This window comes from Streptococcaceae bacterium ESL0687 (assembly GCA_029392475.1).
GTDB lineage: Bacteria > Bacillota > Bacilli > Lactobacillales > Streptococcaceae > Floricoccus.
Window position 1 is genome coordinate 21,821 of the sequence record CP113940.1, and the last position, 25,896, is coordinate 47,716.

Consider the following 25,896-nt stretch of genomic DNA (forward strand, 5'->3'; position numbering starts at 1 on the left):
TATTATGGAAATATCGCAATGGAGGAATTTTTTTTTAAGAGGAATAATTTATGAACATCTTTCGTAAGAAGAATTTGAGTTCAGGAAAGACTGAGATGAAAAGGCATTTAAGGACCTTTGATCTTATTTTTCTAGGACTTGGAGCAGTAGTTGGTAGTGGAATATTCACTATTACAGGTATTGGAGCAGCAGAATATGCAGGACCTGCCCTTGTTATATCAATCATTATTGCTGCACTAGCAGTAGGTATTTCAGGACTATTCTTTGCTGAATTTGCATCTCGTTTACCTGTAATTGGAGGTCCTTATGGTTATCTGTATGCTATTTTTGGAGAATTTATAGCTTGGATTGCAGGATGGCTTGTTATTATGGAGTTTTTATCAGCCGTTTCTGGTGTTGCAAGTGGTTGGGCTTCATATTTAAAAGGACTTTTTCACATTAACCTACCAACAGCTCTAAGTGGACCATTTGATCCAGCTCAAGGAACTTACATTGATATTCTACCGGTTCTTGTAATTCTCTTGGTAACTGGTATCGTTCTTATGGATTCAAAGGTTGCCCTTCGCTTTAATGGTGCCCTGGTTGCCCTTAAGTTTTCAGCCTTAGCCCTCTTTATCATCGTAGGTATTTTCTTTATTAAGCCTGAAAATTGGTCTAACTTCTCTCCTTACGGATGGGGATCGTTCTTTGGAGATCCTAGTCAAAACAAGGGAATCCTTGGTGGAGCTGCTATCATGTTCTTTGCCTTCTTAGGTTATGAATCAATAGGTACAGCTGCTGATGAAGCGATTGAACCTCAAAAATCAGTACCGCGTGGTATTGGTGGAGCCCTAGCTATTGTAGCTTTACTTTACATCGTTGTAACTCTTATCCTTACTGGTATGGTTAATTATACTAAGTTAAATGTGGCAGATCCTTTAGCCTTTGCCCTTCGTCATGTTGGAATGCCTTGGGCTGCAAATTATATTTCAGTAGTTGCTATTTTGACTCTTGTTACAGTTTGTATCTCAATGGTTTTTGCCCTTGCTCGTATGATTTACGGTATTAGTCGTGATGGTCTTCTTCCAAAAACTTTTAGTAGCCTTACTAAAAAGACTAAAATTCCAAAGAATGCTACCTTACTAGCAGGTTTTGGATCTGCTGTGGCTGCAGGAATTAGTAGTCTTAATCAGCTGGCAGAATTTGTAAACATTTGTACCCTTGCTTACTTAATTCTTTTAGCCTTAGGGATTATTAAATTAAGGCATGATAAAGGACTTCCTGAAAAGGGACAATTTAAAACACCGTTAGTTCCACTTTTACCGATTATTTCAATTGTTATTTGTGTGAGCTTTATGAGTCAATATAGTTTAATTACTTGGGCTGCCTTTGGAATTACCCTTTTAATTGCAACAATTATCTACTTCACATATGGTTATAAACATAGTGAGCTTAATAAGAAATAAAAAAAAGTTGGTTAAGCCAACTTTTTTTGTTTAGAAAATTTTCTTCTTTTTAACCTCATAAGAGAAGCCACTTCCGACAACCTCATGAACATTAATAATTGAGATAAAGGCATTAGGGTCAATTTGTGCCATTATTTTTTTAACTTCAACTATTTCCTGCGGCGAAAGAACAATGTAGAGAATTTTTTTATCAAGACCTGAGTAAACACCCTCTCCATTCAGATAGGTTGCTCCTCGCTCTATTTCCTCCATAATTCTTGGACCAGCTTCTGTAGCCTTATCAGTAATTATAATCATCCCTCTGACAGTATATCCACCACTTTGGACCAGATCCACGACATTACTGAAAACAAAACTTGCAATTAGGGTATACATCATGTGTTTGATATCAATGTATGAAAGACTGGCAAGAAGGACTAAGACGTCAATAAGAAGAAGGGCTTGACCCAACTGAATTCCTCTTTTTTCCTCAAAAACCTTAGCAACTATATCAGAACCACCTGAAGTGCCTCCAAAACGGAATATTATTCCTGTTCCAATACCTGCAAAGGTACCAGCTAGAATGGCTGCGATTAAAAAGTCACCACCTATATCAATTTGAATTGAAAGTTTCTGGAAGAGGTAGATGAAAAAGGACATACAGAAGGTCGCATAGATAGTATAGGCAAGAGAACTCTTGCCTAAATATTTATAACCGAGAAAGAAGAGGGGAATGTTTAGGAGTAGCTGAGTATAGGCTGGATTGATACCTAAAAGGGCGTGAGCAATTAGGGTAATTCCACTAACCCCACCTTCTGCTAGGTCGTTTCCCATATTAAATTCAACGAAGCCAAAAGAATAAATAGCTGTTCCTAAAGCAATCATTAGTAGATTAACTGGATTGAAAGTCAACCTTCTTTTTTTCATAGAAATCCCCCTTATAATTTTGGAAAAAAGTAACTTAGTCCTTATCTTCTTCAAAATTTCCAAGAATTTTAACATTCTCTGAAATTGAAACAAAGGCACTTCCATCAACTTTTTTCATGTTATTTTTAAAGTATGAAAACTCTGCCCTGGTGATGATTGTGAGTAAGATGGTCATTTCATCATGACTATAAGCACCTTCGGCGTTGTTTATTATTGTAACCCCCCTGTGTAATTTATTTTGGATAAATTCACATACCTGAGGAGCTTTTTTAGTTACAATCATAACCTGCATTTTCTTTTGCTTGGTGTAAATAGCGTCTGTAACTCTACTTGAGACAAAAATTGTAAAAAGTGAGTAGAACATATACTTCCAACCAAAGATAAGTCCCGTTATGATGACAACTAAGGCATTGAACATTAAGGATATATGGCCAACATTTCGACCTGTTTTCTTCCTGATGGCGAGACTTATAATGTCAGTTCCACCACTTGAAATCCCATTTCTTAAGCTGTAGCCAATCCCAGCTCCCATGATAAGTCCCCCAAAGATGGCGTTGATTATCGGATCACTGGTAAGCACAACTTCTGGTATTATTTGCATGAAAACAGAGCTTAAGGTTACGGTTAAAATTGTGTATAAAGTAAACTTATGTCCTATTTTATACCAGGCAAGGATGAAAAGGGGAATATTTATGACATATAAGGTAACGGCAACTGGAACCTTGAAGCCAAATAGGTGGACACTAAGTGTCGAAAGAATCTGAGCAATACCTGTAACTCCAGCTGAGTAGACATGCCCAGGGACAAAGAAGAAATTCACCGCAATACTAGAAAGAATGGCGTAAACGATTGAAGCAGAGAACTTTTCAGTAAACTGCTCAATAGCGTTTTGGGTCCTAATATCGTCGGAACTTCTTTTAGTAAAAGGCATTTTCATAGGCTTACTCTTTATCTAGATCAATTGACAGGCTAAGCTCTTCAAGTTGTTTTGGTGCAACAAGACTTGGTGCTTCGGTCATTGGATCACTTGCCTTATTATTTTTAGGGAAGGCAATTACTTCACGAATATTATCTTTTTTGGCAAGAAGCATAGCTAGGCGGTCAAGTCCAAGAGCCAGTCCTCCGTGTGGTGGAAATCCGTATTCAAGAGCTTCCAGAAGGAATCCAAATTGATCATTGGCATCTTCTTGGCTAAAGCCTAGGGCCTTGAACATTTTTTCCTGAAGTTCACGGGTATTGATACGCAGACTTCCTCCCCCTAGCTCGTAACCGTTAAGAACCACGTCATAGGCTACGGCACGTACTTTTTGCAAATCGTCACCTTCAAGGAATTCTTCAGTTTCCTTAGTTGGAAGAGTGAATGGGTGATGAGCTGACATGTAGCGGCCCTCTTCTTCGCTGTATTCAAACATTGGCCAGTCGATTACCCAAAGGAAGTTGAACTTGTCAGTGTCGATTAAATCAAGCTCTTTAGCCAGACGACCACGTAAAGCACCAAGAGTGTTATTGGCAACTTCTAACTCATCAGCAACAAAGAGGATCAGGTCTCCATCTTCAGCTGAAAGTGTTTGAAGAAGGGCTTCAGTCTTGTCTGTTAGGAATTTAGCAACGGGTCCTGTTAGTTCACTACCATCAACCTTAATCCAGGCAAGTCCTTTGGCACCAAATTGTTTGGCAAAGTCAGTAAGCTTGTCGATGTCCTTACGAGAGTACTTGTCAGCTGCACCTTTAGCAACGATTGCCTTAACGGCAGGGGCTTCTGAGAAGACCTTGAAGTCAACTGTTTTAGCAAGGTCAGACAGGTCTTGCAGCTTCATTTCAAAACGAGTATCAGGCTTGTCGCTTCCGTAGAAGTTCATAGCATCATCATAGCTCATGCGCGGGAATGGCAGTTGCACGTCGATATTCAGTGCTTCCTTCATAACCTTAGCAAGAAGTCCCTCTGTTAGGTCTTGGATATCTTGTTCATTAAGAAATGATGTTTCAAGATCGACCTGGGTGAATTCAGGCTGACGGTCTCCACGAAGGTCTTCGTCACGGAAACATTTAACGATTTGGTAGTAGCGGTCAAATCCAGCATTCATTAGAAGCTGTTTAGTAATTTGAGGGCTTTGTGGGAGGGCATAGAAGTGTCCCTCAGACACACGGCTTGGTACCAGGTAGTCACGGGCTCCTTCAGGTGTTGACTTGGTTAGGACTGGTGTTTCCACGTCGATGAAGTCAAGATCGTCCAGGTAGTGGCGGATTGATTTAGTGATCTGGTGGCGCAGTTTGAAGTTGTTAAGCATTTCAGGACGGCGCAGATCCAGGTAACGGTAACGAAGACGAGTTTCGTCACTGGCCTTCATGTCGTCGGTGATTTCAAATGGAGTAGTTTTGGCAGTGTTTAGGATAGCAAGTTTTTCAACAGCAAGCTCTACTTCCCCAGTAGCTACCTTGTCATTTGCAGAAGCACGGCGGACAACTTCACCTGTAACCTCAATAACATACTCATTGCGAAGTGACTCAGCGGTTTCCATAACTTCAGGTGCCACGTGTTCTGGGTTGATTACAAGCTGCATAATCCCCTCACGGTCACGGAGGTCGATAAAGATTAGCCCACCAAGGTCACGGCGGCGGCCAACCCATCCTTTAAGGGTGATTGTTTCACCAACATTTGCGCTGCGTACTTCACCAGCATACATCGTTCTTTTCATTACATAACCTCCTCTAATTGATCGAAAATTTGGTTGAAATCTTCATAGATTTCTTCAAGTGTAGTTGTAACTTCCTTGCGGGTCTGGTTGTTTTTAACAGTAATGTTTCCAGATTCAACTTCAGATTCCCCCAAGGTAATGATAAGTTTTGCCTTGAAGGCTTCAGCTGACTTAAATTGAGCCTTGATCTTGCGTCCCAGGTAGTCGCGGTCTGCAGAGTATCCTTGATTGCGCAAGCTTTCCACAAGTTTTAGGGCTTCAAGGTTTGCGGCCTCACCAAGTACTACCACATAAGCATCAAGGGAATCTGTCACAGGAATTTCAATTCCTTGTTCTTCCATGACTAGAAGAATGCGTTCCATACCAAGACCAAATCCAAAGGCTGGTGTTGCAGGTCCATTGAAGTATTCAACTAGCCCGTCATAACGGCCACCGGCACAGATGGTAAGTTCAGTTCCTTTAACATCAATCATGAACTCAAAGATAGTATCATTGTAGTAGTCGAGACCACGAACCATGGTTTGGTCGATGATGTAGTCGATACTTAGGGCTTCAAGCATGGCACGAACTTGTGCAAAATACTCAGCTGATTCCTCAGTCAGGTAGTCAAGAACTTGAGGGGCATTTGCTACAATTTCGCGGTCACGCTTGTCCTTGCTGTCAAGGATACGAAGCGGGTTTTCATTCAGACGGCGCTTGCTGTCGTCAGACAACTCAGCTTCAAATGGAGTAAGGTAGTCAACCAGAGCCTGGCGGTAATTAGCGCGGCTTTCCTTGTCTCCTAGGCTGTTTAGGTGGAGCTTGATTCCTTCAATACCTAGTTGGGTAAAAAGAGCTTTGGCCATGGCGATGGTTTCCACGTCAGTAGCCGGATTTTTTGATCCGAAGCACTCAACACCGATTTGGTGGAACTGACGCAGACGGCCGGCCTGAGGGCGCTCGTAGCGGAACATTGGTCCTGTATAATAAAGTTTGACTGGCTTTTGCACCTCGGGAGCGAAAAGCTTGTTTTCAACATATGAACGGACTACTGGAGCTGTACCTTCAGGGCGAAGGGTAATATGGCGATCTCCCTTGTCATTGAAGTCGTACATTTCTTTAGTTACGATGTCACTGGTGTCTCCAGCAGAACGGCTGATTACCTCATAGTGTTCGAAAATTGGGGTGCGGATTTCACTGTAGTTGTAGCCTGAGAAGACAAGATTTGCAGTCTCTTCTAAAAACTGCCACTTGGCGCTTTCTTCAGGCATGATATCTACAGTACCTTTTGGTCTTTGTAGTTTCATAGGATTCCTTTCTATAGAAAAAGCCCCTGGATAAAATCCAAGGACGTAGTTTACGTGGTGCCACCTTTTTTCACAGGAAAAGTCCTGCCTTTACTGGCTATAACGTAGCCAACGATATATAAGTCACCTTCATTTTGTACCCTCTCAGCAATCGGATACTCTCTGTTAGGGCTATTGTAACAGATGATTTCATATTCCTCAAGATTAAAATTTTCTTTTTTGGCAAAGATATGGTTTTGTAAAGTAAAAATACTTTACAAAACTCTTGTATTTGTTTCAAAAACATGTTAAGATACTAAAGTATTTGAATTTAAGGGCCCAGTGCCTAGTCAAAGAATAAAATAAAAGGAGACATACACATGGCAGTACCAGCACGTCGTACTTCAAAATCTAAAAAAAATAAACGCCGTACTCACTACAAAATTTCAGCTCCAACTGTAACTTTTGATGAGACTACAGGTGATTACAACCGTTCACACCGTGTATCACTTAAAGGATACTACAAAGGTCGTAAAGTTACTAAGGATTAATAGGGGGCTAATATGCGCGTAAACATTACTTTGGAACACAAAGAATCTGGTGAACGTTTATATCTAACTCAAAAAAATAAACGTAACAACCCAGACCGTCTTGAACTTAAAAAATACTCTCCAAAACTACGTAAACACGTTGTTTTCAAGGAAGTTAAATAATAATTTAAGCCTATCTTTTGATGGGCTTTTATTGTAGAAAAGATTATAGAAAGGGAAAGTTTATGACAAAAGAAGAGTTTGAGGGAAGAATTAGGGAAGAACTTAAGATGCCATTTTTTAAGCTTCAACTGGAAGGTGACACCTATTCAGAAGAGGAGTACCAAGCTTTTAAAAAGGATTTACTTGATTATTATAAGGATTATGTACAAGAAGTTGATACAGATTTTCAAGGTGGGCTATAAAAAAGACGTGTGACTCACACGTCTTTTTTTATTATGCTTTTTGATCAGCGATGTAGTCGATAACATTTCCGATTGTGATGATCTTTTCAGCATCTTCATCAGAAATTTCAATGTTAAATTCATCTTCAAGTGCCAGAGTAAATTCCATAATTGAAATTGAGTCAGCGTGAAGATCGTCAACGATATCTGTATCTACTGTGATTGATTCTGGATTCACTTCTAGATTTTCTACCAAGGTAGTTTTTATCTGGTTAAAAATTTCTTCTTTAGTCATTTATCTCTTCTTCACTTTCTTTTTGATAATATTTTACAAGTTGTCCAACAACATCACTTTCAAGCATTTTGTTGATTTGCTTAATGGTCGAATAGATGGCTTCACCAGAAGATGAGCCGTGGGCTTTGATTACTGGTGATTTTAGTCCGAATAGTACGGCTCCACCAGCTTTTTCATAATCCATTTTATCCTTAAGACCCATTAGGCTATCCTTAAGAAGGAGGGCTCCAAGTTTTCCAGAAATCCCGCTTTCTTTAATCGCTCCTTTAAGGAGTTTCATGATGTTACTTGCGGTACCTTCCATTGTTTTTAGGACGGCATTTCCTGTAAAGCCATCAGCCACAATAACATCAGCAAGTCCTTCTTGCAGGTCACGAGCTTCAACATTACCAACAAAATTAATGCTTTCATCAGCTTTAAGTAATTGGTAGGCTTCCTTGATAACAGGAGTACCCTTTGAAGCCTCAGTTCCGTTGTTTAAAAGACCTACTCGAGGTTTTTTAATATCCCTAACATTTTTGGCGTAAAAACTTCCAAGGGTTGCATAGTCACGAAGCTGTTTGGCTGTGTTTTCTGCATTGGCACCTAAATCAAGCATGTCAAATCCTTGACCATTTAAGGTTGGGAGTGTTGACATAAGAGCAGGGCGCTCAACTTGTTTGATACGTCCTACGACAAAGATACCACTTGCTAGTAAAGCACCAGTATTTCCTGCAGATAGGAGGGCATCAGCCTCTCCGTCCTTGACTGCCTGGGCAGCACGGACCATACTTGAATCTTTTTTACGACGAATGGCCTTTACGGGCTCATCATCACCTTCAATTTTTTGGCTGGTGTGGACAATTTTGATATTTGTATCATCAGTTAAGTGTTCTTTAATCTTTTCTTCATCACCAAAAAGAATAAATTCAAGATCTGGAAATTCTTTTTTAGATAAGTTTACTCCATCAATAATAGCTTTTGGAGCGTGGTCACCACCCATCGCATCAATAGCAATTCTCATAATTTCTCCAATTTTTTCAGTAGATAAAAGAATCTTTTACCTAGCATTCTTATTCTGTGTTAGAAGAGTCTATCACAAATTTACTAATTTTTCAATTTGACCAATTGTAGCTTCGTCATCGCAGTGACCGATTTGATATTTACAAATGTTTTTAACTTCGTCACGAGCATTTTCTGTGGCATAAGAGTGACCGACATAGGTAAGCATTTCTAGGTCATTTAAATTATCGCCAAAGGCTGCCATTTCTGATGGATCGATATCTAACTTAGCAGCTAAATGGCTAAGACCAAGAGCCTTATTGACATGTCCTGCCATAATATCAATTGATTCAAAACCAGTAGTTACTCCCCTGTAAGGTTTGATTCTTTCATTAACCCATTCTTGAGCGTCTAAAACATGTTCCCTTGGGATGGTAACCATAACTTTTAAAACGTCATCTTTAAGATCATCAAAGTTGTCAATTAATTTAACATTTGAATAGTATCTCTTAAAGTGGGTAATAATCTCATCACCTGCAGCCTTGAGGATATAAGCTGATTCTTTTCCTGATAAGGAAATACTATCTTTATGAACATGTGGATGCTCTGCTAAAATTTTAGTAATTTTCTTATATTCATCAGGATTCATCTTATTTTCATAAAGAATTTCACCCTTGTATTCAACGATACTTCCATTTTCAGCGATAAAGGCTACCTGATCTGTAAAATCTGAAAATAAATCTTTGAGGCTAGCAAGTTGACGGCCACTTGCTGCAACAAAAATAAGTCCTTGATTTTTAAATTCTTCTAAGACATGCCCTAGACGTTGTTTGTCAAAGCTTCCATCTTCCTTGAGGAAGGTTCCGTCCATGTCGGTTGCTACTAACTTAATCAAATCTATCTCCCTTAAAATTTTGAAAACGAGGCCAGACTACTTACTTAGTCTTTCCAAAGGGCCTTAACTTTTTCTTGAACCTCTTTGTTGTCAAGGAATTCATCATAGGTTTCATCAATACGGTCGATAACCCCGTTCTTAGAAAGAACAACGATATGGTTTGCTAGCGTATTGATGAACTCGTGGTCATGGCTGGCAAAGAGAATACTTCCCTTGAAGGCCTTAAGACCATCATTTAGGGCTGAGATTGACTCAAGGTCCAAGTGGTTTGTTGGGTCGTCAAGTACAAGGACATTAGACTTAAGGAGCATAAGTTTACTTAGCATAACGCGGACTTTTTCTCCCCCACTAAGCACGTTAACTGACTTGTTAACCTCTTCTCCTGAGAAGAGCATGCGTCCAAGGAAACCACGTAGGAAGGTATTGTCGTCTTCTTCCTTGCTGGCAAACTGACGAAGCCAGTCAAGAATTGTTTCCCCACCTGCAAAGTCACGTGAGTTATCTTTTGGAAGGTATGATTGGCTGGTTGTAACACCCCATTTGATTTCACCAGTGTAGTCAATGTCACCCATTAGTGCACGCATAAGAGCAGTTGTTTGGATGTCATTTTGTCCGATGAAGGCAGCCTTATCACCTGGTTTAAGGATGAAGCTTATGTTATCAAGGATAACTTCTCCGTCGATTTCGATGCGAAGGTCTTTTACTGAAAGCAGGTCATTACCGATTTCACGTTCAGGCTTGAAGTTGATAAATGGGTATTTACGGCTTGATGGAACGATTTCTTCAAGTTCGATTTTATCAAGCATTTTCTTACGTGATGTTGCTTGTTTGGACTTAGAGGCGTTAGCTGAGAAGCGGGCAACGAACTCTTGAAGTTCCTTGATTTTTTCTTCAGCCTTACGGTTTTGGTCCCCTTGCAGTTTAAGAGCAAGCTCACTAGATTCCTTCCAGAAATCATAGTTACCAACGAAAAGTTTGATTTTACCAAAGTCAAGGTCAGCCATGTGGGTACATACCTTGTTTAGGAAGTGACGGTCATGGGATACGACGATTACGGTGTTTTCAAAGTTGATTAGGAACTCTTCCAGCCAGTTGATGGCTTGGATGTCAAGACCATTGGTCGGCTCGTCTAGTAGAAGGACGTCTGGTTTACCAAAGAGGGCTTTAGCCAGTAGGACCTTCACGTGTTCACCAGCTGTAAGATTGGCCATAACATCATTGTGTAAGTGCACTGGGATTCCCAGGTTTTGTAGAAGGGAAGCAGCTTCACCTTCGGCTTCATATCCACCCATTTCTCCAAATTGTGCTTCAAGTTCTGCAGCACGCATGAAGTCGTCATCAGTTGACTCAGGGTTCATGTAGATGGCATCTTTTTCAGTGGCGATTTTAGAAAGGGCCTCGTTTCCGGCCATAACCACGTCAAGTGGAGTTTGTTCCTCATAGTCAAAGTGGTTCTGACGAAGAACTGAAAGACGTTCGTCAGGTCCTAGTGAAACGTGACCTGTAGATGGCTCAATGTCACCAGCTAGGATGCGGAGGAAGGTTGATTTACCAGCACCATTGGCACCGATAAGTCCATAACAGTTCCCCGGAGTAAATTTGATGTTTACTTCATCAAAAAGTTTGCGGTCTGAAAATTGTAGACTGATATCGTTAACTGTAAGCATTTTTTCTCCTATTAATGTAGATATATTCTTCTATTTTACAGGTTTTTTAGCTAAAAGTAAATCTCAGGGCATTATTATAAGGAAAAGTTAATGTCCAGAGAGCGGTAGTTAGAAGCCTAAATCTTACATTTTTGTAAGTATGAATTTTTTCCAATGTGATATAATAGAGACATGAAAAAAATACAGACATTTTTTACTGGCAACCGTATTGCTAATTTTACGGCTAGGACAGTACTATATTTTGTTATCCTTGTAGGATTACTCTATCTATACCACTATTCGGGAATAGGCCAGGGTGGCTTCTTGTATAATGAATTTTAGGAGGAGGTAACTATGATAGATAATATGATTAAAACTATTGATGGTCATGATGCAGGAAGTCCTGTTTACGATTATTTAGGGCAAGTATATAGCTATGGTGATTTGAAAGAGAAATCTGACCAACTTGCTGACTATTTACTTAAACAAGATCTACCTAAAGAAGCTCCAATCATGGTTTACGGTGGTCATCAATTTGACATGCTAGTAGCCTTTTTGGCTTCAGTTAAATCAGGACATGCTTATATTCCAGTTGATGTAAACTCGTCAATTGAACGAATCGAAGGAATCATTGAGATTGCAAGTCCTGCAGCCCTTATTCCTGTAAACGAACTTCCACTTGAAGTTGACATTCCAGTCATTGAATTAACTGAAGGGATCTTTACAGGTCAACCTGTAATTGACCCTGTAAACTTTGTTAGTGGGGACGAAAACTACTACATCATCTTTACAAGTGGTACAACAGGTAAACCAAAGGGTGTGCAGATCAGTCACAACAATCTTTTAAGCTTTACAAACTGGATGCTTGCTGATTTTAATTTACCTGAAAAACCAGTAACCTTGGCTCAGCCACCATATTCTTTCGATTTATCGGTTATGGACTGGGCACCAACTTTAGCCTTAGGAGGAGTTTTAAAGGCTCTTCCTAAAGAAGTGGCTGATGATTTTGCTCAATTCTTTGCGGTTCTTCCTAAGATGAATTTACAGGTTTGGGTGTCAACTCCGTCCTTCTCTGAGATTGCCATGCTTTCGCCAGAGTTTAACCAGGACAATTACCCAGACCTTAAGCATTTCCTTTTCTGTGGTGAGGAGCTGACTGTTGGTACAGCTAAAAAGCTTAAGGAACGTTTCCCTCAAGCACAAATTTTTAATACCTACGGGCCAACTGAGGCAACTGTAGCCATTACTGAGATTGAAATTACAAGTGATATCATTGAATCAAGTGAGCGCCTACCTATCGGTCGTGTTAAACCTGATACTAAGATCCACATCGTTGACGGAGAAATCGTCATTGCAGGACCTGGAGTTTCAAAAGGCTATATGAATAACCCAGAGAAAACAGACGAAGCCTTTTATGAAATTGACGGGGTTCCAGCTTATAAAACTGGAGATTTAGGTAAATTTGATGAAAATGGCATCCTCCACTACGGAGGTCGCAAGGACTTCCAAATCAAGCTCCACGGTTACCGGATTGAGCTTGAAGAGGTGAACCACTTCCTTAACCTATCAAAATATGTTAAGTCAGGTGTAGCTGTTCCTAAATACGGAGCTGACCACAAGGTTCAAGCCATGATTGCTTATGTGGTTCCTGAGGAAAACGATTTTGAAAAAAATATTGAACTAACAAATGCCATTAAGGCTGAGCTTAATGATATGATGATGCCTTATATGGTTCCAAGTCGTTTCAAGTATGTAGACAGCCTGCCAATCTCACCAAATGGTAAGATTGATCTTAAGGCTGTAATTGCTGAGGTGAACAAGTAATGCTTGACTTTTTACATAAGATACCGAATCTCGATGCTTATGGGAATCCACAATACTTTTTCTACCTAGCCATTGCCCTTATCCCAGTAGCAGTTGGAATTTACCGCCAGAGGAGATTTCACGTCTACGAGGCCTTGGTACAATTTGTTTTTATCTTCCTTATGTTCACAGGAGGAAAAGTTGATCAAGGTTTGGCCCTTCTTGCCTACATTGCTTGGGAGTTTGTAGTTGTTGGATCTTATCTGACCTACAGGAAGAATTCAAATAATACTCTTGTATTTTATCTGATGACCTTCCTATCGATTCTTCCCCTTGTAATTGTTAAGGTTTCACCTGCTCTTTTAGGTCACAATTCCCTTTTAGGTTTTATTGGGATAAGCTATTTGACCTTTAGGTCGACTGGGATGGTTATGACGGCAAGAGACGGTGTGATATCAGGTTTTAATCCGTGGATGTTCTTTAAATTCGTCCTATTTATGCCGACCTTTACAAGTGGGCCAATTGACCGTTATGAGCGTTTTGAAAAGGACTATGACAATTTGCCAAGCCAAGATGAGTATTTGGATATGATTCAAAAAGCTGTCTGGTATATCATGGTTGGTTTCCTGTTTAAATTTATCATCGCTTATATGCTAAAGGATATCGCCATGCCTTATGTTGAGGACCGGGCCTTATCACGCGGTGGCTTGTCTTGGTCTTTAATGGGATACATGTACGTTTACGGGCTTGATCTCTACTTTGACTTTGCTGGTTATTCCCTATTTGCTGTGGCAATCTCATATATTTTTGGGATTAAGTCACCAATGAACTTTAACAGACCCTTTATTTCAAAGAACTTAAAGGATTTCTGGAACAGATGGCACATCAGCCTAAGTTTCTGGTTTAGGGATTTCGTTTTCATGCGTTTGACCTTTACCTTAATGAAGAAAAAAGTCTTCAAGAGCCGTGTTACTACAGCAAATGTTGCTTACATCCTTAACATGCTTTTAATGGGATTCTGGCACGGGGTTACCTGGTATTATATAGTGTATGGCCTTTTCCATGGTTTAGGACTTGTTATAAATGATGCTTGGCTCCGTTACAAGAGAAAACATAAAAATCAAATTCCACACAATAAATTTACGGAGATTTTTGCAATCTTCTTAACGATTCAGGTGGTGTTTGTAGGATTCTTGATATTCTCAGGATTCCTTGATAAACTATTTTTTAGATAAGAAAATTTGAGAGGAAATATAATATGGAAAACGTAAGAGATGGAATTATTGAAATCATGACTGAGGTTTCTGGAGAAGATGTAACTTCAATGATGGATGAAAATTTCTACGACAACGGTTTACTTGACTCAATGGCAACAATCGAAGTGCTTATGAGCATTCAAGATGAATTTGGTGTAACAATCCCTGTACTTGGATTTGTTCGTGAAGAGTGGGATACACCTAACAAGGTTATCGCAAAAGTTACGGAGATGCTTGGATGAGACTAATAAAACGCCTGTGGTGGATTTTTGGTCCCTTATTGGTTGCTGCAGGTCTTTTATTTGGTTTACTTGTTTTTACTAACTCTGACGGTGGATTTTCTGAGAAGATTTTAACACGTGCGGCATCATCCCTTGAAACACGTATTTTTAAGGGGCGGGCCCACAAGCATGCAGCCTTTACGGACGAGGAAAAAAATTATGTTCCTTTCATGGGTTCAAGTGAATTAACTCGTTTTGATTCCTTCCACCCCTCAGTTTTAGCTGACAAGTATAAAAGGGATTATACTCCCTTCCTTCTAGGATATATGGGAACCCAATCTTTTGCCCAGTATTCTGCTATGCAACCAATAATTAAGGATTTAGCCGGTAAGAAGGTTGTCTTTAGTATTAGCCCTCAATGGTTTGATCCTAAAAGTCAGAGTAAGGCGGCCTTTCAGACCTTCTATTCAAAACTTCAGGGGATATCATTCTTAAATAATGCAACAGATTCACCAGAAGATATCTATGCGGCTAACAGGTACCTTGAAATGGGTGTTCAAAACGATCGTCTCTTTAAGCAGGTAGCTGACGGAAATCCGCTGTCTGAACTTCAGAAGAAGAAGACAGTCTTTGAACAAAATCTTTTATCAAATGAGGATTTACTATTCTCTCACTTTGATATGACTGATAATTACGATAAGAAAATTCTTCCAAGAGAGGCTGATCTTCCTGATACCTATGATTATGCAACCTTAGACCAATTAGCTATCAAAGAAGCCAAGGCTAACACAACAAATAATAATTTTGGAATCAAGAATAGTTTTTACAATGAACGCTTGAGAGAAAGTATTGGTAAACTTAAAGGTACCCAGGCTAATTTTGATTATACAAAATCAATTGAGTACAATGACTTCCAGTTGGTGCTAAATGAGTTTGCTAAAAATAATATTGAAGTCCTCTTTGTAATCCCTCCTATTAACCAAAAGTGGATTGATTACACAGGTCTTCGTCCTGAAATGTATCAGGCATCAGTTAAGAAAATTAAGTACCAACTTGAATCACAAGGATTTAATCATATTGCTGACTTATCTCATGCTGGTGTAAATGAGTACTATATGCAGGACACAATCCACATCGGTTGGCGTGGTTGGCTTGATCTTGACACTTACATCAATCCATTTTTAACAGGTAATGTTGAAAAATCAACCTATGATATCAACAATACAGAATTCCTTTCTAAGAATTGGGCTTCGATGGATCCAGCGGACATTACAAATTTTCAGGATAACTAGTAAAGGACAGGTGGAGGTTTAGATGCGTTTGTTGAAAAAGATGTTTTCAGATAAAAAAACAAAAGATAAATCTCCTTTGACCTGCCCTGCGATTTTTATTCCGGGAAGTAGCGCTGGGAAAAACCGTTTTGATTTAACCTTCAAAATGCTTGGAATTAATCCAAAAAAAGTTTTGAAATTAAGGATAAATGCAGACCAAGTTATCAGTACAAGGGGAATTTACCAAGGTTATGTCGTGATTTCCTTTGATGACAACCGGGACGGGCATAAAAATATACAAAAACAGGCTGAACTTTTAGATTCAGCCTTTGCCTATCTTTTAAGTAAGTATGATTTTCAGGAATTTAACGCCATTGGTCATTCTAATGGGGGACTTAATTGGACTATTTTCCTGGAAAAATATTTTAAAAAATATAAGAAAAAAATTAATAATTTGGTAACGATTGGTAGCCCCTTTAACTTAAGAAATAGGAGGGGGCGGAAGTCAGCCATGCTGTCAGATTTGATAGCTAATAGAAAGAAGTTGCCTAGAGATATGGATGTCTATACAATTATAGGTCTTGATGACGGCTTCGTGACGCCCCACAGTGCTTATTCAGCTAGGGACGTCTTCCATAAGAGGGTAGCAAATTTTACCCAACTGACTGTGTCAGGCTTTAAGAGTCATCATTCTATCTTGCCTCACAATCAGGATACGGTAAATCTTTTGGCAAAGATCTTAAGAATTTAATTTTGTTGACGACAATCTAAATTAAATATATAATTTTGACAGGGAAGAGTAGCTTTTGAAATGGTTTCAGGGAGTTGGCGGGAAGTGCAAGCCAATGCCAGGAAAATTGCGAATGGGCCCTAATACATTTGATTTGAAAAAATAAAAATCACGGTCACCCCCGGTAGCAGGTAGTCGTTTTATGACGATCAGATAGGCAGATTGCTGCCTAAATTGTGGTGGTACCGCGTTACATACGCCCGCAGACTATGGATATTAGTCTGTGGGTTTTTCTATTGGAAATATAAAGGAGAAAAAATGAAAGAAATTATCTTAACAGGTGATAGACCTACTGGAAAACTTCATATTGGACACTATGTGGGTTCTCTTAAAAACCGTGTGCTCTTGCAGGAGCAAGGAAAATATGACCTCTTTGTTTTTCTGGCTGACCAACAGGCCCTAACAGACCATGCCAAGGAACCGCAAAAGATCATTGAAAGTGTCGGAGAAGTGGCTCTTGATTATCTGGCAGCAGGACTTGATCCAAATAAGTCAACCATCTTCATCCAAAGCCAGATTCCAGAACTTGCAGAACTTTCAATGTACTACATGAATCTGGTAAGTCTTGCCCGCCTTGAACGCAATCCAACAGTTAAGACTGAGATTGCCCAAAAAGGTTTTGGGGAAAGCATCCCGGCAGGATTTTTAGTCTACCCAGTATCTCAAGCTGCTGATATCACAGCCTTCAAGGCCAATTTGGTACCAGTCGGAAATGATCAAAAGCCAATGATTGAGCAAACCCGTGAGCTGGTTCGTGCCTTTAATAATGCCTATGATACAGATGTTCTGGTAGAACCAGAGGGAATTTACCCAGAACGTGCCGAAGCAGGGCGTCTTCCTGGACTAGACGGAAATGCTAAAATGTCTAAGTCCTTAAATAACGGAATTTATCTATCTGACGACATGGATACTTTGACTAAGAAGGTTATGAGTATGTACACTGACCCTAATCACATCAGGGTCGAAGATCCAGGTCAAGTTGAAGGAAACATGGTCTTCCACTATCTGGATGTTTTTGGTCGCCCAGAGGATGCCCAAACAATTGCTGAGATGAAGGCCCACTATGCAGCAGGAGGTCTTGGAGACGTTAAGACCAAGCGTTATCTGCTAGAAATCCTAGACCGTGAGCTTTCACCAATCCGTGAGCGTCGTCTGGAATATGCAAAAGACATGGGAGCAGTTTATCAAATGCTTAAGGATGGAAGTGATAAGGCCCGTGCCGTTGCCGCAAATACTCTTGATGAGGTCAAAGATGCCATGGGTATCAACTATTTTAAATAGACAAAAAAGAGCCAGATGGCTCTTTTTCTTTACACTGATTACAGTCGTAATACCCGGAGTTATAGTATTTATAGCCCTTTGTTTACATAATCTTCATCTAAGGATAAAAAGGTCAAGGACGAAAAACGCGATAAGATTAATAACCGCCATAAGGATGAAAAATCCCAGTAGGGGTTTATAGAATTTGGCTGAGATCTTTTTCTTGGATTCTAAAAGAAGGAAAACAATGATAAAACTGGTCACTGGAATACAGCAAGCCACTAGAATAAGAAAGAAAAAGAATTTCTCCAGGTCTGTATTTATTTTATGCTGGGGAGAGTTTGTATCACCTAAAAATACTTGAGGAGATATTTCGTAATAGTCTGCCAGCAGCTGAATGTTTTCCAGATCAGGTAGACTTTTCCCTGTTTCCCAACTAGAAATGGTCTGTCTGGATACGTGGATTTCTTGGGCTAGATCCTCCTGGGTCAAGGCAGACTTCTTCCGCAAGTCTCTTAGTTTCTCTTTCATCTAATCTCCTTATGTAAAGTATTTGCCAACTGATTTTGACAGACAGGCTGATTCTTTTAGTTCATAATAGCATTGTAGTTTAAAAAAGTAAAAAGGAGAAGAAGATGGAAAGGAAAAAATTATTGAAAAATAGCCTGGAAGAATTTTTAAGGATCAATCGTCGGCTGTCAAAGACAGTTCTCTTAGGAGGCCAATTAATCTTTGTCATTCTCATGTTTGTCTTTCTTCACTATGATAGATTTTTACTGGGCCTCAGCTGCTTTGTTCTATCCATGGTATGCTATTGGCTTCAAAAACGCTATCTTGACAGTTAGTTTACAGGAAGAATGCTTATAAAATAGGGATGAAGGAGCTTATGTTTACATCCTTTATCCCTATTTAAATTTATAATCCTTTAAAAAAGATGTAGTCCATAATTTAAATATCCAAGTAAGGGGATAATTATACCCCAGAAGATGATCATAACTGGACGGGCGATATCATCCTTCCACCAGAGAAACTTGTCATTTTTAGCCGGTTTACTTCCCTTGTCGTGTCCCTTAGTTAGTGGATATTTTCTATCTAATCGTGGTTGCCACCAGCTTAATTTGATGTACTTTATAAATGGATGCATGGCTAGGAAGGCAAAGAGCCAAAGAAGGGATGTTGGGACTAAAAGAAAATCATTTTTTATAAAGGCTAGGCAGCCCCCAAGTCCAATCATAATTATGAATAAAAGTAATTTTAGGATGTCAAAAAGCTTATCTTCACCCTCCCTTTGAATCATCTGTTTGGAAAAGTTTTGAGAGTATTCTTCAAGTTCTTGATTTTTATCCCCATTTTCAATGTGTTCAAATAAGTCGATAATTTCAACATTTAAAGCATTAGCTACAGATTTTAGGGTTTCAATACTTGTATCATCTCCGCCCTCTAAACGTTGAATGGTCCTGATACTAAGACCACTTTTTTCAGCAAGCCCTTCCTGGGTTAACCCCTGCGCTCTTCTTAATTGAGCAATAATTGTTTTGTTTTTCAAATTATAAATTCTCCTTAACTTTGATGACATAATTGTATAATTTTTAAACCATAAATAACAGGACACTTGCATGCCAATAGGCTGACAGTTTGCCGCCAGCTACAATCTAGTTACAATACAGTAAAAAAACTAGCTTTACACTCCTGTAAAGCTAGTCTTTAATCCTTCATAATATCGAACCACTTGTCCATTTCATCAAGAAATTTTTTAGATTTTAGGTGAAGCCCTATATAATCATCATAAAGTTCATTTACAAAATCACGAATCTTCCTTTTAAGTTCAGGTTTAAAGCTAATTCCTTCTAGTTTATCAAGGTCAACCCTTGTAAAGATGTTTACAAAATATAAAACATTAGGATCTAAATGACTCCGCCTCTCATCTTCAAAAAAATGGTTGGGACAAAGGGCTCCACTGTATTTAAAAGAAAAATCAAGGGGAAGGTCCTTCCGGTGGCAGAAAACACATTCTGAAAAGTTAAGCTCGATTCCAAAGTGCGGCATAAGCTGGATTTCAAAGATATTAGTAATGATTTCTGGGTCAAATTCCTCTTCAATCAAATCAATGCTTTTGCTTAAAAACTTGTAAAGCGGTTTGTCAATTTGATTGTCAGGAAGTGCTGCATCGGCTAGGGCCATCATATAGGTTACATGGGCATTTAAAAAGATATCCTCAGCTATTTTTTTATGGAAATTAGGATGACTGAGATCCTTAATAAAGGAGAAACCATTATTATTAATTTGTAAGATCATTTCAGATTCACAGGCGGGTTGAAGGGCACTATTGATCCTCGATCTTGGAGCATTTTTAATAAAAAACATCCTTTTACCAAAGTCAGCAGTAAATATTTTAGCTAGTTTATCCTTTTCCCGGTAGTTTCTAGTATATAAAACTAAAGCCTGACACCGATCCTCTTTCATGTTAACCTACCTTAATTTGATTGTTACTTGTTTGCTTCCTTAATATATTCCTCAAGCCTTGTCATAGCTGTTTCTATGGCTTCCATACTAGCAGCATAGCTGATGCGGATGTATCCTTCACCAAGTTCACCAAAGGCACTTCCTGGAATAAAGGCTACTTGTTTTTTTTGGGCAAAATCAATTAGAAATTTAAAAGAATTCTGCTCAAAAGCTGCGGGAATCTTTGCAAAGATGTAGAAGGCACCATCTGGTTTAATAATTTCAAAGTCCATCTCTTGCATCTTATCCATGATATAATCCCGTCTTTTAATATACTGGTCCATCATAGGCTTAGCATCATTTTTTCCACCGGTTAAGGCTTCGATTGCTGCATACTGGGCATTTGTGGTGGCAGCAGTTACAAGATATTGGTGGGTCTTAACAAGCTCTTTTGTAAGATTTCTTTGGGCCAGAATAAAACCAATCCTCCAGCCTGTCATGGCGTGAGATTTTGAAAGTCCATTAATTACAATTGTTTGATCAGGTAAAAATTCACCAATTGATACGTGATCTTCTCCTGTATAGTTAAGTTCTGAATAAATTTCATCACTAATAACAAAGACTTCATGTTTTTTAAGGACGTCTGCAAATTCTTTAATTTGCTCCCTTGAATAGGTCATACCTGTTGGATTTGATGGATAGTTTAAAATAATTGCTTTAACCTCACCCTTGTTATCATCAAGGGCCTGTTCAAGAACTTGAGGGGTTAGAACAAAATTTTGAGGTCTTGTATCAATGGGTATAACTTGGCCACCAGCTAAGGTGATGATTGGCTCATAGCCAGGGTAGTTAGGAGCGGGTATGAGAACCTTGTCACCTGCGACTAGAATTGATAATAGACTGGCAGAAAGAGCCTCAGTAGCACCTACGGTAACCAAGATTTCATCTTCTGCAGAATAGTTTAAGTTGTATTTTTCCTTCATAAAGGCAGAGACGGCTTGGCGCAGTTCAAGAAGACCACTCATACCAGTATAGTGGCTGTGGTTGTCTTCAATGGCCCTGATAGCCTGCGCTTTAACGTCATCTGGAGTATTGAAATCAGGTTCTCCTAGGGTTAATTTTATAATTCCTGGGATTTTTGATACTTCTTGATCGAATTGTCTGATTTCAGAAACGGCAATTTTGTCTAAATTTTGATTGAAACGATTACTTAAATCCATAAAAACTCCTTAATTATTTTAGAGAAATTTTATCAGTATTTTCAGAAAAATTCAACAATTGTTCGCTTTAATTTTATATTTGTACTATGGATGTAAAATAGGTACAAAAAAACACCAACCACAGTTGGTGTTTATAAGATAGTCCGTACGGGATTCGAACCCGTGTTACCGCCGTGAAAAGGCGGTGTCTTAACCCCTTGACCAACGGACCAGATCTTTGCTACCGTTTCGTTTTCCTCAACGGTACTTTCTTATTATACAATATTTCTGAACTTTGTAAAGTCTTTTTTTAAAATTTTTTTATTTTTTTTAAAAAAGGTTTATAATGGAGGAGAGCTGTCTGTTTTAGAATTATAAAAATTTAGATAGGATGGTCAAATTCTTGAAAAAATATCCTTTTAGTGATAGTATATAAGCATGGAAGAGGTACTGGAATGTACGAACTAACTCATCTTTTTTGACCGACTAAATCGTATTGCTTAGGGATTCGATGACATCTTACAGTATGCAAACCGTACATCCGGGAGCAACTTTAGTAAGAGCAAGAAGCCCACCTTGTCTATTAGGCGGGTTCAATACACGGGTTAGTATCCGGCATTCAATCAGTGCCTTATTTTTTGTAAAAAATTCTTGAAATTTATATTTCAAGTGCTATAATGGCATAGTAAATTAAATACTTATTAAGCCTCCTTAGCTCAGTTGGTAGAGCAGTGGACTCTTAATCCATGGGTCGCAGGTTCGAATCCTGCAGGGGGCATCATAAAAGCAGTTAATCTCGGGTAACCGGGGTTTTTTATTTTGTTTTCGAAATATTTTAGGAATTTTCAGTAAATTTTTGACATGATTATATTTATTTTGATAGACTGAGCCTACTATTAAGCCTGTAGCAGTTATTTATTTAAATTATATTTACTTATAGGAAGATTTCATGAACATTTTTTATTTCGAACTTAAGAAATTTACTACAAATCCTAAAAATAGGATTTGCCTACTTATTCTTTCTCTTATTTTATTCGGTCTGTTCTTCTTGAATCAATCTCTTTTCGCTCAAAAATCTTCTGAGGCTGATTTAGCCATGATTAGATCCAACTTAAGCCAAACTCAGCTTGCTGTTGAAAGTTTGAAAAAAGATTTAGTAATTAACGAGTCTGATGGTAAATTGTTAGAGCAATTGAAAGAGGCTGAGGAAGATCAGGAGCTACTTACCAAGCAGGTATCAGCCCTAGAAGCTGGAGATTCTGAGCAATATGTAAATCTTCAGGACCAACTTGACCGGAAAAATCTTAGTTTAATTTCTTCGAAAGATTCCCAAGAATACAGGTATCTAGCTTCCAATATTAATTACCGGGAAGCCATTAAAAAAGTGGGCGGTACGGCTAGTCCAGTTATAAATGATAGCCAGGAAGCAGCTTTTACAACTGGTAGGTTAATGATGGCCTGGCTGTCATCAACGGCTATTTTGGTTTTGGCTACAGTTTTAGTGACAGATACCTTAAGTGGTGAGATTGAAAGTTCTCAAATTAGATTTTATCAGTTATTAGGGGGAAGAAAGACTAAAGATCTTTTGATAAAGTTACTTGTACCTATTTTGGTTACCTTTACTGTTGTTTGCCTAGATTTTCTTATCATTTATGTAGCCAGTGGGATAACTAATGATTTCGGAACATGGAAGTATCCTTATCTTTTAGCTGATGGAACTATTTTTCCCATTTGGAAAATTGCCTTAAATACTCTGTTTGTTTTCATTTTTGCTTTGATATTTCTTGCAAGCTTGGGACAACTCTTATCTCTTCTTTTCAAAAAAAGTTTACTTGTTGTTGGCCTGATAGTAGTATTTTTAACGGCATTTATGACTTTTGAAGGGGAGGCGTGGTTCCAACCCTTTAAAAAATTTCTACCCATTGAATATCTAAGTTATGGGCAAATTTTTAGAGATTTAGATTTTCTACCTCAAAATCCATTATTAGTTGCAAGTCTGTATTTAGGAGGGTTAAGTTTGATTTTTGTAGCCCTAACAGCCTATTTATATAAGAATTATTACTACAGGAGGCTCAGATGATTATAAATGGATTAAGGGTTAAGGATTTGGAAACTGATATTTTCAAGAATCTAAGTTTTGATTTTAAGGATCCAGGTCTGTACGGGATAATTGGTCCTAATGGTGTCGGTAAGAGTAGTCTATTCACTTTAATAAATGGTGAAGTTAAAGGGTACAAGGGACAAGTAGAGGTCGGGAAGGTATCTTATATACCGACTCTTGATATTTTTGATAAATACTTGCCGGCTGAAGCATATATAAATCTTTTGGGAAAAAGTGAAAAAATAAGATTTAAAGAGAATTTATCCTTTTTAGGAGGGGCAGATTTTTTTAAGCAAAAAATATCCAAGTATTCTTTAGGGATGAAGGAATTATTTGCCCTTACCTACATCTTGTCACTCGAAAGTGAATGTATAATTTTAGACGAGTTGCTTGATGGTCTCGATGAATTCAAACGTCTTACAGCCTATAGACTAGTAAAAAGATGCAGCCAGGAAAAATTAATTCTTTTTACTTCCCACAATCTATCGGAGGTTTTTGATATCTGTGATGAGGTCTATTTACTGGGCAGAAGTTCCCTCGATGAGATCTCATCTTTAGAGCAAGCGCGCGAGGCTATTTTATCTTAGATATTTTATTTTAAAAACTATAAATAAATGTCAATCTTTAAAATTAGCACCTTATTTTTGACAGTTTTCTGATTTAGTAATACACTTCAATTATATTAAAAATAATTTAGTGGAGGCTCTACCATGGAAACATTACGTGATGGACTAAAAGAAAACCGTGAATCTTTTGACCGTGCTAAGGAAAAAAGACATGAAGAAACTACAATTGATATAAATCGCAAGCATGTGGCTGAAGAAACTGCTCGTAAAAAAGAAAAACATGAAGAGCGTGAAGTGGTAAGACGTGCTAAAGAAGATCAAAAGGATCAAGAAGAAGGTAAAAAATAAGAGGGCTGTCCCTCTTTTTTTGTGGCAAAATACTTTCAAGGCTCACTCGTCTTTAATTCCAGGGAATCTGTTATAATAAAAAGAAGAGTTTATGAAATTATTTTAAAAGGGGGGATGATATGTCATTTTCGACATTTTTAAGCATTATAACGGCACTGATTACCATTAATTCAATTCTTGCAATTATTACAATCTTTAGAAAGCCTAGATCAATCGCAAGTATTTTCGCCTGGCTCATGGTCCTGGTCTTTTTACCAGGTATTGGATTTTTCACCTACCTTTTTCTAGGCCGTGGGATTGATAAAACAACAGTCCGCCGCTTTGAAGAAGAAAATAAGGAAGATTTAAGTCACATTGCAAGTAAAATCGCAGAAAATAACAGTAAGTTCAAGAAAAAGGAGATGAATCCCCAGGAACGTCAACTCAAGCGTTATTTTAGTAATGTTGAAAGAACACCTCTATGCCGGGGAAATGATGTCAAATTCTTTTTGGACGGTGAGTCTAAGTTTAAGGCCCTTTTTGAAGATATAAGCCGTGCTAAAAGTAGCGTTCATGTCGAATATTATGCCTTTTTCCCCGATAAAATCGGAACAATCTTTAGGGACCATCTAATTACCAAAGCAAGAGAAGGTGTTGAGGTCCGGGTGATTTATGACCCATGGGGAGGGCATACAAGAAGAAGTTTCTTTAAACCCCTTGAAGAAGCAGGAGGCAAGGTAATTCCCTTTATTACAGCCCGTGATGTTCTTAGAAATACCAGACTTAACTACCACCTCCACCGAAAAATAGTGGTTGTTGATGGTCAAATTGGGTGGACAGGTGGCTTTAATGTGGGTGACCAGTACATCTATGGAAGCAAAAAATTTGGTTTTTGGCGGGATACCCACGGACGAATTACAGGGACAGGTGCTTTTGGCCTTCAGGAAACCTTCATCCGCGACTGGAATGTATCGGTTAAAAAGACTGAGGATAAGCTTAAAAGACTTGATGAGTACTTTATAGTTCCAAAAGAGGGAACAGGTGATGTTGATGTTCAGATTGTATCAAATGGACCAGAGAATCCAAGCAAGGTCTTGAGGACAGGATTTATTAAAATGATTATGGATGCAGAAGATTATATCTGGATTCAATCTCCTTATTTGATACCAGACGAACCGATGATTACAGCCCTAGTTTCAGCAGCAAAATCAGGGGTCGATGTAAGAATTATGATTCCTGATATGCCAGACCATCCCTTTATTTTTAGGGCGACTCAGTACTATGCCAACTTCCTCCATAAACACGGGGTAAAAATTTACAACTATACCAATGGATTTATTCATTCTAAGACCTTGGTTACTGATAATAAGCTGGGAGTTTTTGGAACAAGTAATCAAGATATAAGGAGCTATGAGCTTAATTTTGAAATGAGTGCCTTTTGCTATGATGAAGATATCGCTAGACAGATGGCACAAACCTTTGAAAATGACATTAAAAATTCTGAGCTTTTAACAGATGATATTATTGCAAATCAGTCCCTCTGGTTGCGATTTAGACAAAATTTCTCAAGGCTTTTAAGTCCCATTCTCTAGAAAAA

General features: G+C 38.6%; 26 protein-coding genes, 2 tRNA genes, 1 other RNA gene, 1 pseudogene and 1 other annotated feature. Of the genes and pseudogenes, 17 read left to right on the plus strand and 13 right to left on the minus strand.

Going from position 1 to position 25,896, the window contains the following annotated elements; genetic code table 11:
- Positions 1-50: 50 nt before the first annotated feature.
- Positions 51-1,445, plus strand: coding sequence for an amino acid permease (locus OZX60_00085; GenBank protein WEV45201.1), 1,395 nt, complete (start codon positions 51-53; stop codon positions 1,443-1,445).
- A gap of 30 nt (positions 1,446-1,475) precedes the next feature.
- Here OZX60_00085 and OZX60_00090 read toward each other — a convergent pair whose 3' ends face one another.
- The 4 genes and pseudogenes from OZX60_00090 to hisS form a co-directional block, all read right to left on the minus strand.
- On the minus strand, positions 1,476-2,351 hold the full coding sequence (locus OZX60_00090) for a YitT family protein (GenBank protein WEV45202.1): 876 nt from the start codon (positions 2,349-2,351) through the stop codon (positions 1,476-1,478).
- Between the two features lie 34 nt (positions 2,352-2,385).
- Positions 2,386-3,231: pseudogene (locus OZX60_00095) on the minus strand (YitT family protein).
- Between the two features lie 61 nt (positions 3,232-3,292).
- On the minus strand, positions 3,293-5,047 hold the full coding sequence (gene aspS / locus OZX60_00100) for an aspartate--tRNA ligase (GenBank protein ID WEV45203.1): 1,755 nt from the start codon (positions 5,045-5,047) through the stop codon (positions 3,293-3,295).
- Positions 5,047-6,333: a histidine--tRNA ligase gene (gene hisS, locus OZX60_00105; GenBank protein WEV45204.1), complete on the minus strand. Its 1,287-nt coding sequence runs from the start codon at positions 6,331-6,333 to the stop codon at positions 5,047-5,049. The genes aspS and hisS overlap by 1 nt, the downstream gene beginning before the upstream one ends.
- Positions 6,334-6,692: 359 nt before the next feature.
- On the opposite strand from hisS, the gene rpmF reads away from it, so the two are divergent.
- The 3 genes from rpmF (at position 6,693) to OZX60_00120 (ending at position 7,267) form a co-directional block, all read left to right on the plus strand.
- A complete protein-coding gene (gene rpmF / locus OZX60_00110) occupies positions 6,693-6,863 on the plus strand; it encodes a 50S ribosomal protein L32 (protein ID WEV45205.1) in 171 nt (56 codons plus the stop codon).
- Positions 6,864-6,875: 12 nt separating this feature from the next.
- Positions 6,876-7,025, plus strand: a complete 150-nt coding sequence (gene rpmG, locus OZX60_00115; GenBank protein ID WEV45206.1) for a 50S ribosomal protein L33 — start codon at positions 6,876-6,878, stop codon at positions 7,023-7,025.
- A gap of 62 nt (positions 7,026-7,087) precedes the next feature.
- Positions 7,088-7,267: a hypothetical protein gene (locus tag OZX60_00120; GenBank protein WEV45207.1), complete on the plus strand. Its 180-nt coding sequence runs from the start codon at positions 7,088-7,090 to the stop codon at positions 7,265-7,267.
- A 31-nt stretch (positions 7,268-7,298) separates the two neighbouring features.
- On the opposite strand, the gene acpP is transcribed toward OZX60_00120, so the two are convergent.
- The 4 genes from acpP to OZX60_00140 all read right to left on the minus strand — a co-directional run bounded on the left by acpP (position 7,299) and on the right by OZX60_00140 (position 11,084).
- Positions 7,299-7,541 carry an acyl carrier protein gene (acpP, locus tag OZX60_00125; protein ID WEV45208.1) on the minus strand — a complete coding sequence of 81 codons (243 nt, stop codon included), beginning with the start codon at positions 7,539-7,541 and terminating at the stop codon, positions 7,299-7,301.
- Positions 7,534-8,544 (minus strand): phosphate acyltransferase PlsX, encoded by a 1,011-nt coding sequence (gene plsX / locus OZX60_00130; GenBank protein WEV45209.1) that lies wholly within the window; start codon positions 8,542-8,544, stop codon positions 7,534-7,536. Before plsX ends, acpP begins: the two co-directional genes overlap by 8 nt.
- Positions 8,545-8,616: 72 nt before the next feature.
- Positions 8,617-9,417 carry a Cof-type HAD-IIB family hydrolase gene (locus tag OZX60_00135; GenBank protein WEV45210.1) on the minus strand — a complete coding sequence of 267 codons (801 nt, stop codon included), beginning with the start codon at positions 9,415-9,417 and terminating at the stop codon, positions 8,617-8,619.
- 44 nt (positions 9,418-9,461) lie between these two features.
- Complete coding sequence (locus OZX60_00140; GenBank protein WEV45211.1) at positions 9,462-11,084, minus strand: ATP-binding cassette domain-containing protein; 1,623 nt, start codon at positions 11,082-11,084, stop codon at positions 9,462-9,464.
- Positions 11,085-11,255: 171 nt separating this feature from the next.
- On the opposite strand from OZX60_00140, the gene OZX60_00145 reads away from it, so the two are divergent.
- From OZX60_00145 to trpS, 7 genes are all read left to right on the plus strand, one after another.
- Positions 11,256-11,405: a teichoic acid D-Ala incorporation-associated protein DltX gene (locus OZX60_00145; protein WEV45212.1), complete on the plus strand. Its 150-nt coding sequence runs from the start codon at positions 11,256-11,258 to the stop codon at positions 11,403-11,405.
- Positions 11,406-11,417: 12 nt separating this feature from the next.
- Positions 11,418-12,887 (plus strand): D-alanine--poly(phosphoribitol) ligase subunit DltA, encoded by a 1,470-nt coding sequence (gene dltA, locus OZX60_00150; protein ID WEV45213.1) that lies wholly within the window; start codon positions 11,418-11,420, stop codon positions 12,885-12,887.
- The gene (gene dltB / locus OZX60_00155; protein WEV45214.1) at positions 12,887-14,101 is read left to right on the plus strand and encodes a D-alanyl-lipoteichoic acid biosynthesis protein DltB; all 1,215 of its coding nucleotides are present in this window, start codon (positions 12,887-12,889) and stop codon (positions 14,099-14,101) included. Before dltA ends, dltB begins: the two co-directional genes overlap by 1 nt.
- 23 nt (positions 14,102-14,124) lie before the next feature.
- On the plus strand, positions 14,125-14,364 hold the full coding sequence (dltC, locus tag OZX60_00160) for a D-alanine--poly(phosphoribitol) ligase subunit DltC (protein WEV45215.1): 240 nt from the start codon (positions 14,125-14,127) through the stop codon (positions 14,362-14,364).
- Positions 14,361-15,635 (plus strand): D-alanyl-lipoteichoic acid biosynthesis protein DltD, encoded by a 1,275-nt coding sequence (gene dltD / locus OZX60_00165; protein WEV45216.1) that lies wholly within the window; start codon positions 14,361-14,363, stop codon positions 15,633-15,635. Before dltC ends, dltD begins: the two co-directional genes overlap by 4 nt.
- Before the next feature lie 22 nt (positions 15,636-15,657).
- Complete coding sequence (locus OZX60_00170; GenBank protein WEV45217.1) at positions 15,658-16,365, plus strand: alpha/beta hydrolase; 708 nt, start codon at positions 15,658-15,660, stop codon at positions 16,363-16,365.
- Between the two features lie 26 nt (positions 16,366-16,391).
- Positions 16,392-16,611 (plus strand) — a binding site (T-box leader).
- Between the two features lie 51 nt (positions 16,612-16,662).
- Entirely contained in the window at positions 16,663-17,685 is a 1,023-nt protein-coding gene (gene trpS, locus OZX60_00175) for a tryptophan--tRNA ligase (GenBank protein ID WEV45218.1), read from the plus strand.
- A 93-nt stretch (positions 17,686-17,778) separates the two neighbouring features.
- Here the strand turns inward: trpS and OZX60_00180 are convergent, their stop codons facing one another.
- From OZX60_00180 to OZX60_00200, 5 genes are all read right to left on the minus strand, one after another.
- Positions 17,779-18,195 carry a helix-turn-helix transcriptional regulator gene (locus OZX60_00180; GenBank protein ID WEV45219.1) on the minus strand — a complete coding sequence of 139 codons (417 nt, stop codon included), beginning with the start codon at positions 18,193-18,195 and terminating at the stop codon, positions 17,779-17,781.
- A gap of 394 nt (positions 18,196-18,589) precedes the next feature.
- Complete coding sequence (locus tag OZX60_00185) at positions 18,590-19,210, minus strand: helix-turn-helix transcriptional regulator (GenBank protein WEV45220.1); 621 nt, start codon at positions 19,208-19,210, stop codon at positions 18,590-18,592.
- Between the two features lie 158 nt (positions 19,211-19,368).
- Positions 19,369-20,127 (minus strand): DNA repair protein RecO, encoded by a 759-nt coding sequence (gene recO / locus OZX60_00190; protein ID WEV45221.1) that lies wholly within the window; start codon positions 20,125-20,127, stop codon positions 19,369-19,371.
- A gap of 23 nt (positions 20,128-20,150) precedes the next feature.
- Positions 20,151-21,326: a pyridoxal phosphate-dependent aminotransferase gene (locus OZX60_00195; GenBank protein WEV45222.1), complete on the minus strand. Its 1,176-nt coding sequence runs from the start codon at positions 21,324-21,326 to the stop codon at positions 20,151-20,153.
- A gap of 139 nt (positions 21,327-21,465) precedes the next feature.
- Positions 21,466-21,537, minus strand: a tRNA-Glu gene (locus OZX60_00200).
- Between the two features lie 212 nt (positions 21,538-21,749).
- Here OZX60_00200 and ssrS point away from each other — a divergent pair.
- The 6 genes from ssrS (at position 21,750) to cls (ending at position 25,891) form a co-directional block, all read left to right on the plus strand.
- Positions 21,750-21,939, plus strand: a non-coding RNA gene (gene ssrS, locus OZX60_00205) — 6S RNA.
- A gap of 71 nt (positions 21,940-22,010) precedes the next feature.
- Positions 22,011-22,083 (plus strand) — tRNA-Lys (locus OZX60_00210).
- 171 nt (positions 22,084-22,254) lie between these two features.
- Entirely contained in the window at positions 22,255-23,385 is a 1,131-nt protein-coding gene (locus OZX60_00215) for an ABC transporter permease (GenBank protein ID WEV45223.1), read from the plus strand.
- Positions 23,382-23,993, plus strand: a complete 612-nt coding sequence (locus tag OZX60_00220; GenBank protein ID WEV45224.1) for an ATP-binding cassette domain-containing protein — start codon at positions 23,382-23,384, stop codon at positions 23,991-23,993. Before OZX60_00215 ends, OZX60_00220 begins: the two co-directional genes overlap by 4 nt.
- A 123-nt stretch (positions 23,994-24,116) precedes the next feature.
- Positions 24,117-24,320: a hypothetical protein gene (locus OZX60_00225; protein WEV45225.1), complete on the plus strand. Its 204-nt coding sequence runs from the start codon at positions 24,117-24,119 to the stop codon at positions 24,318-24,320.
- Positions 24,321-24,439: 119 nt separating this feature from the next.
- On the plus strand, positions 24,440-25,891 hold the full coding sequence (gene cls, locus OZX60_00230) for a cardiolipin synthase (protein WEV45226.1): 1,452 nt from the start codon (positions 24,440-24,442) through the stop codon (positions 25,889-25,891).
- Positions 25,892-25,896: the final 5 nt, after the last annotated feature.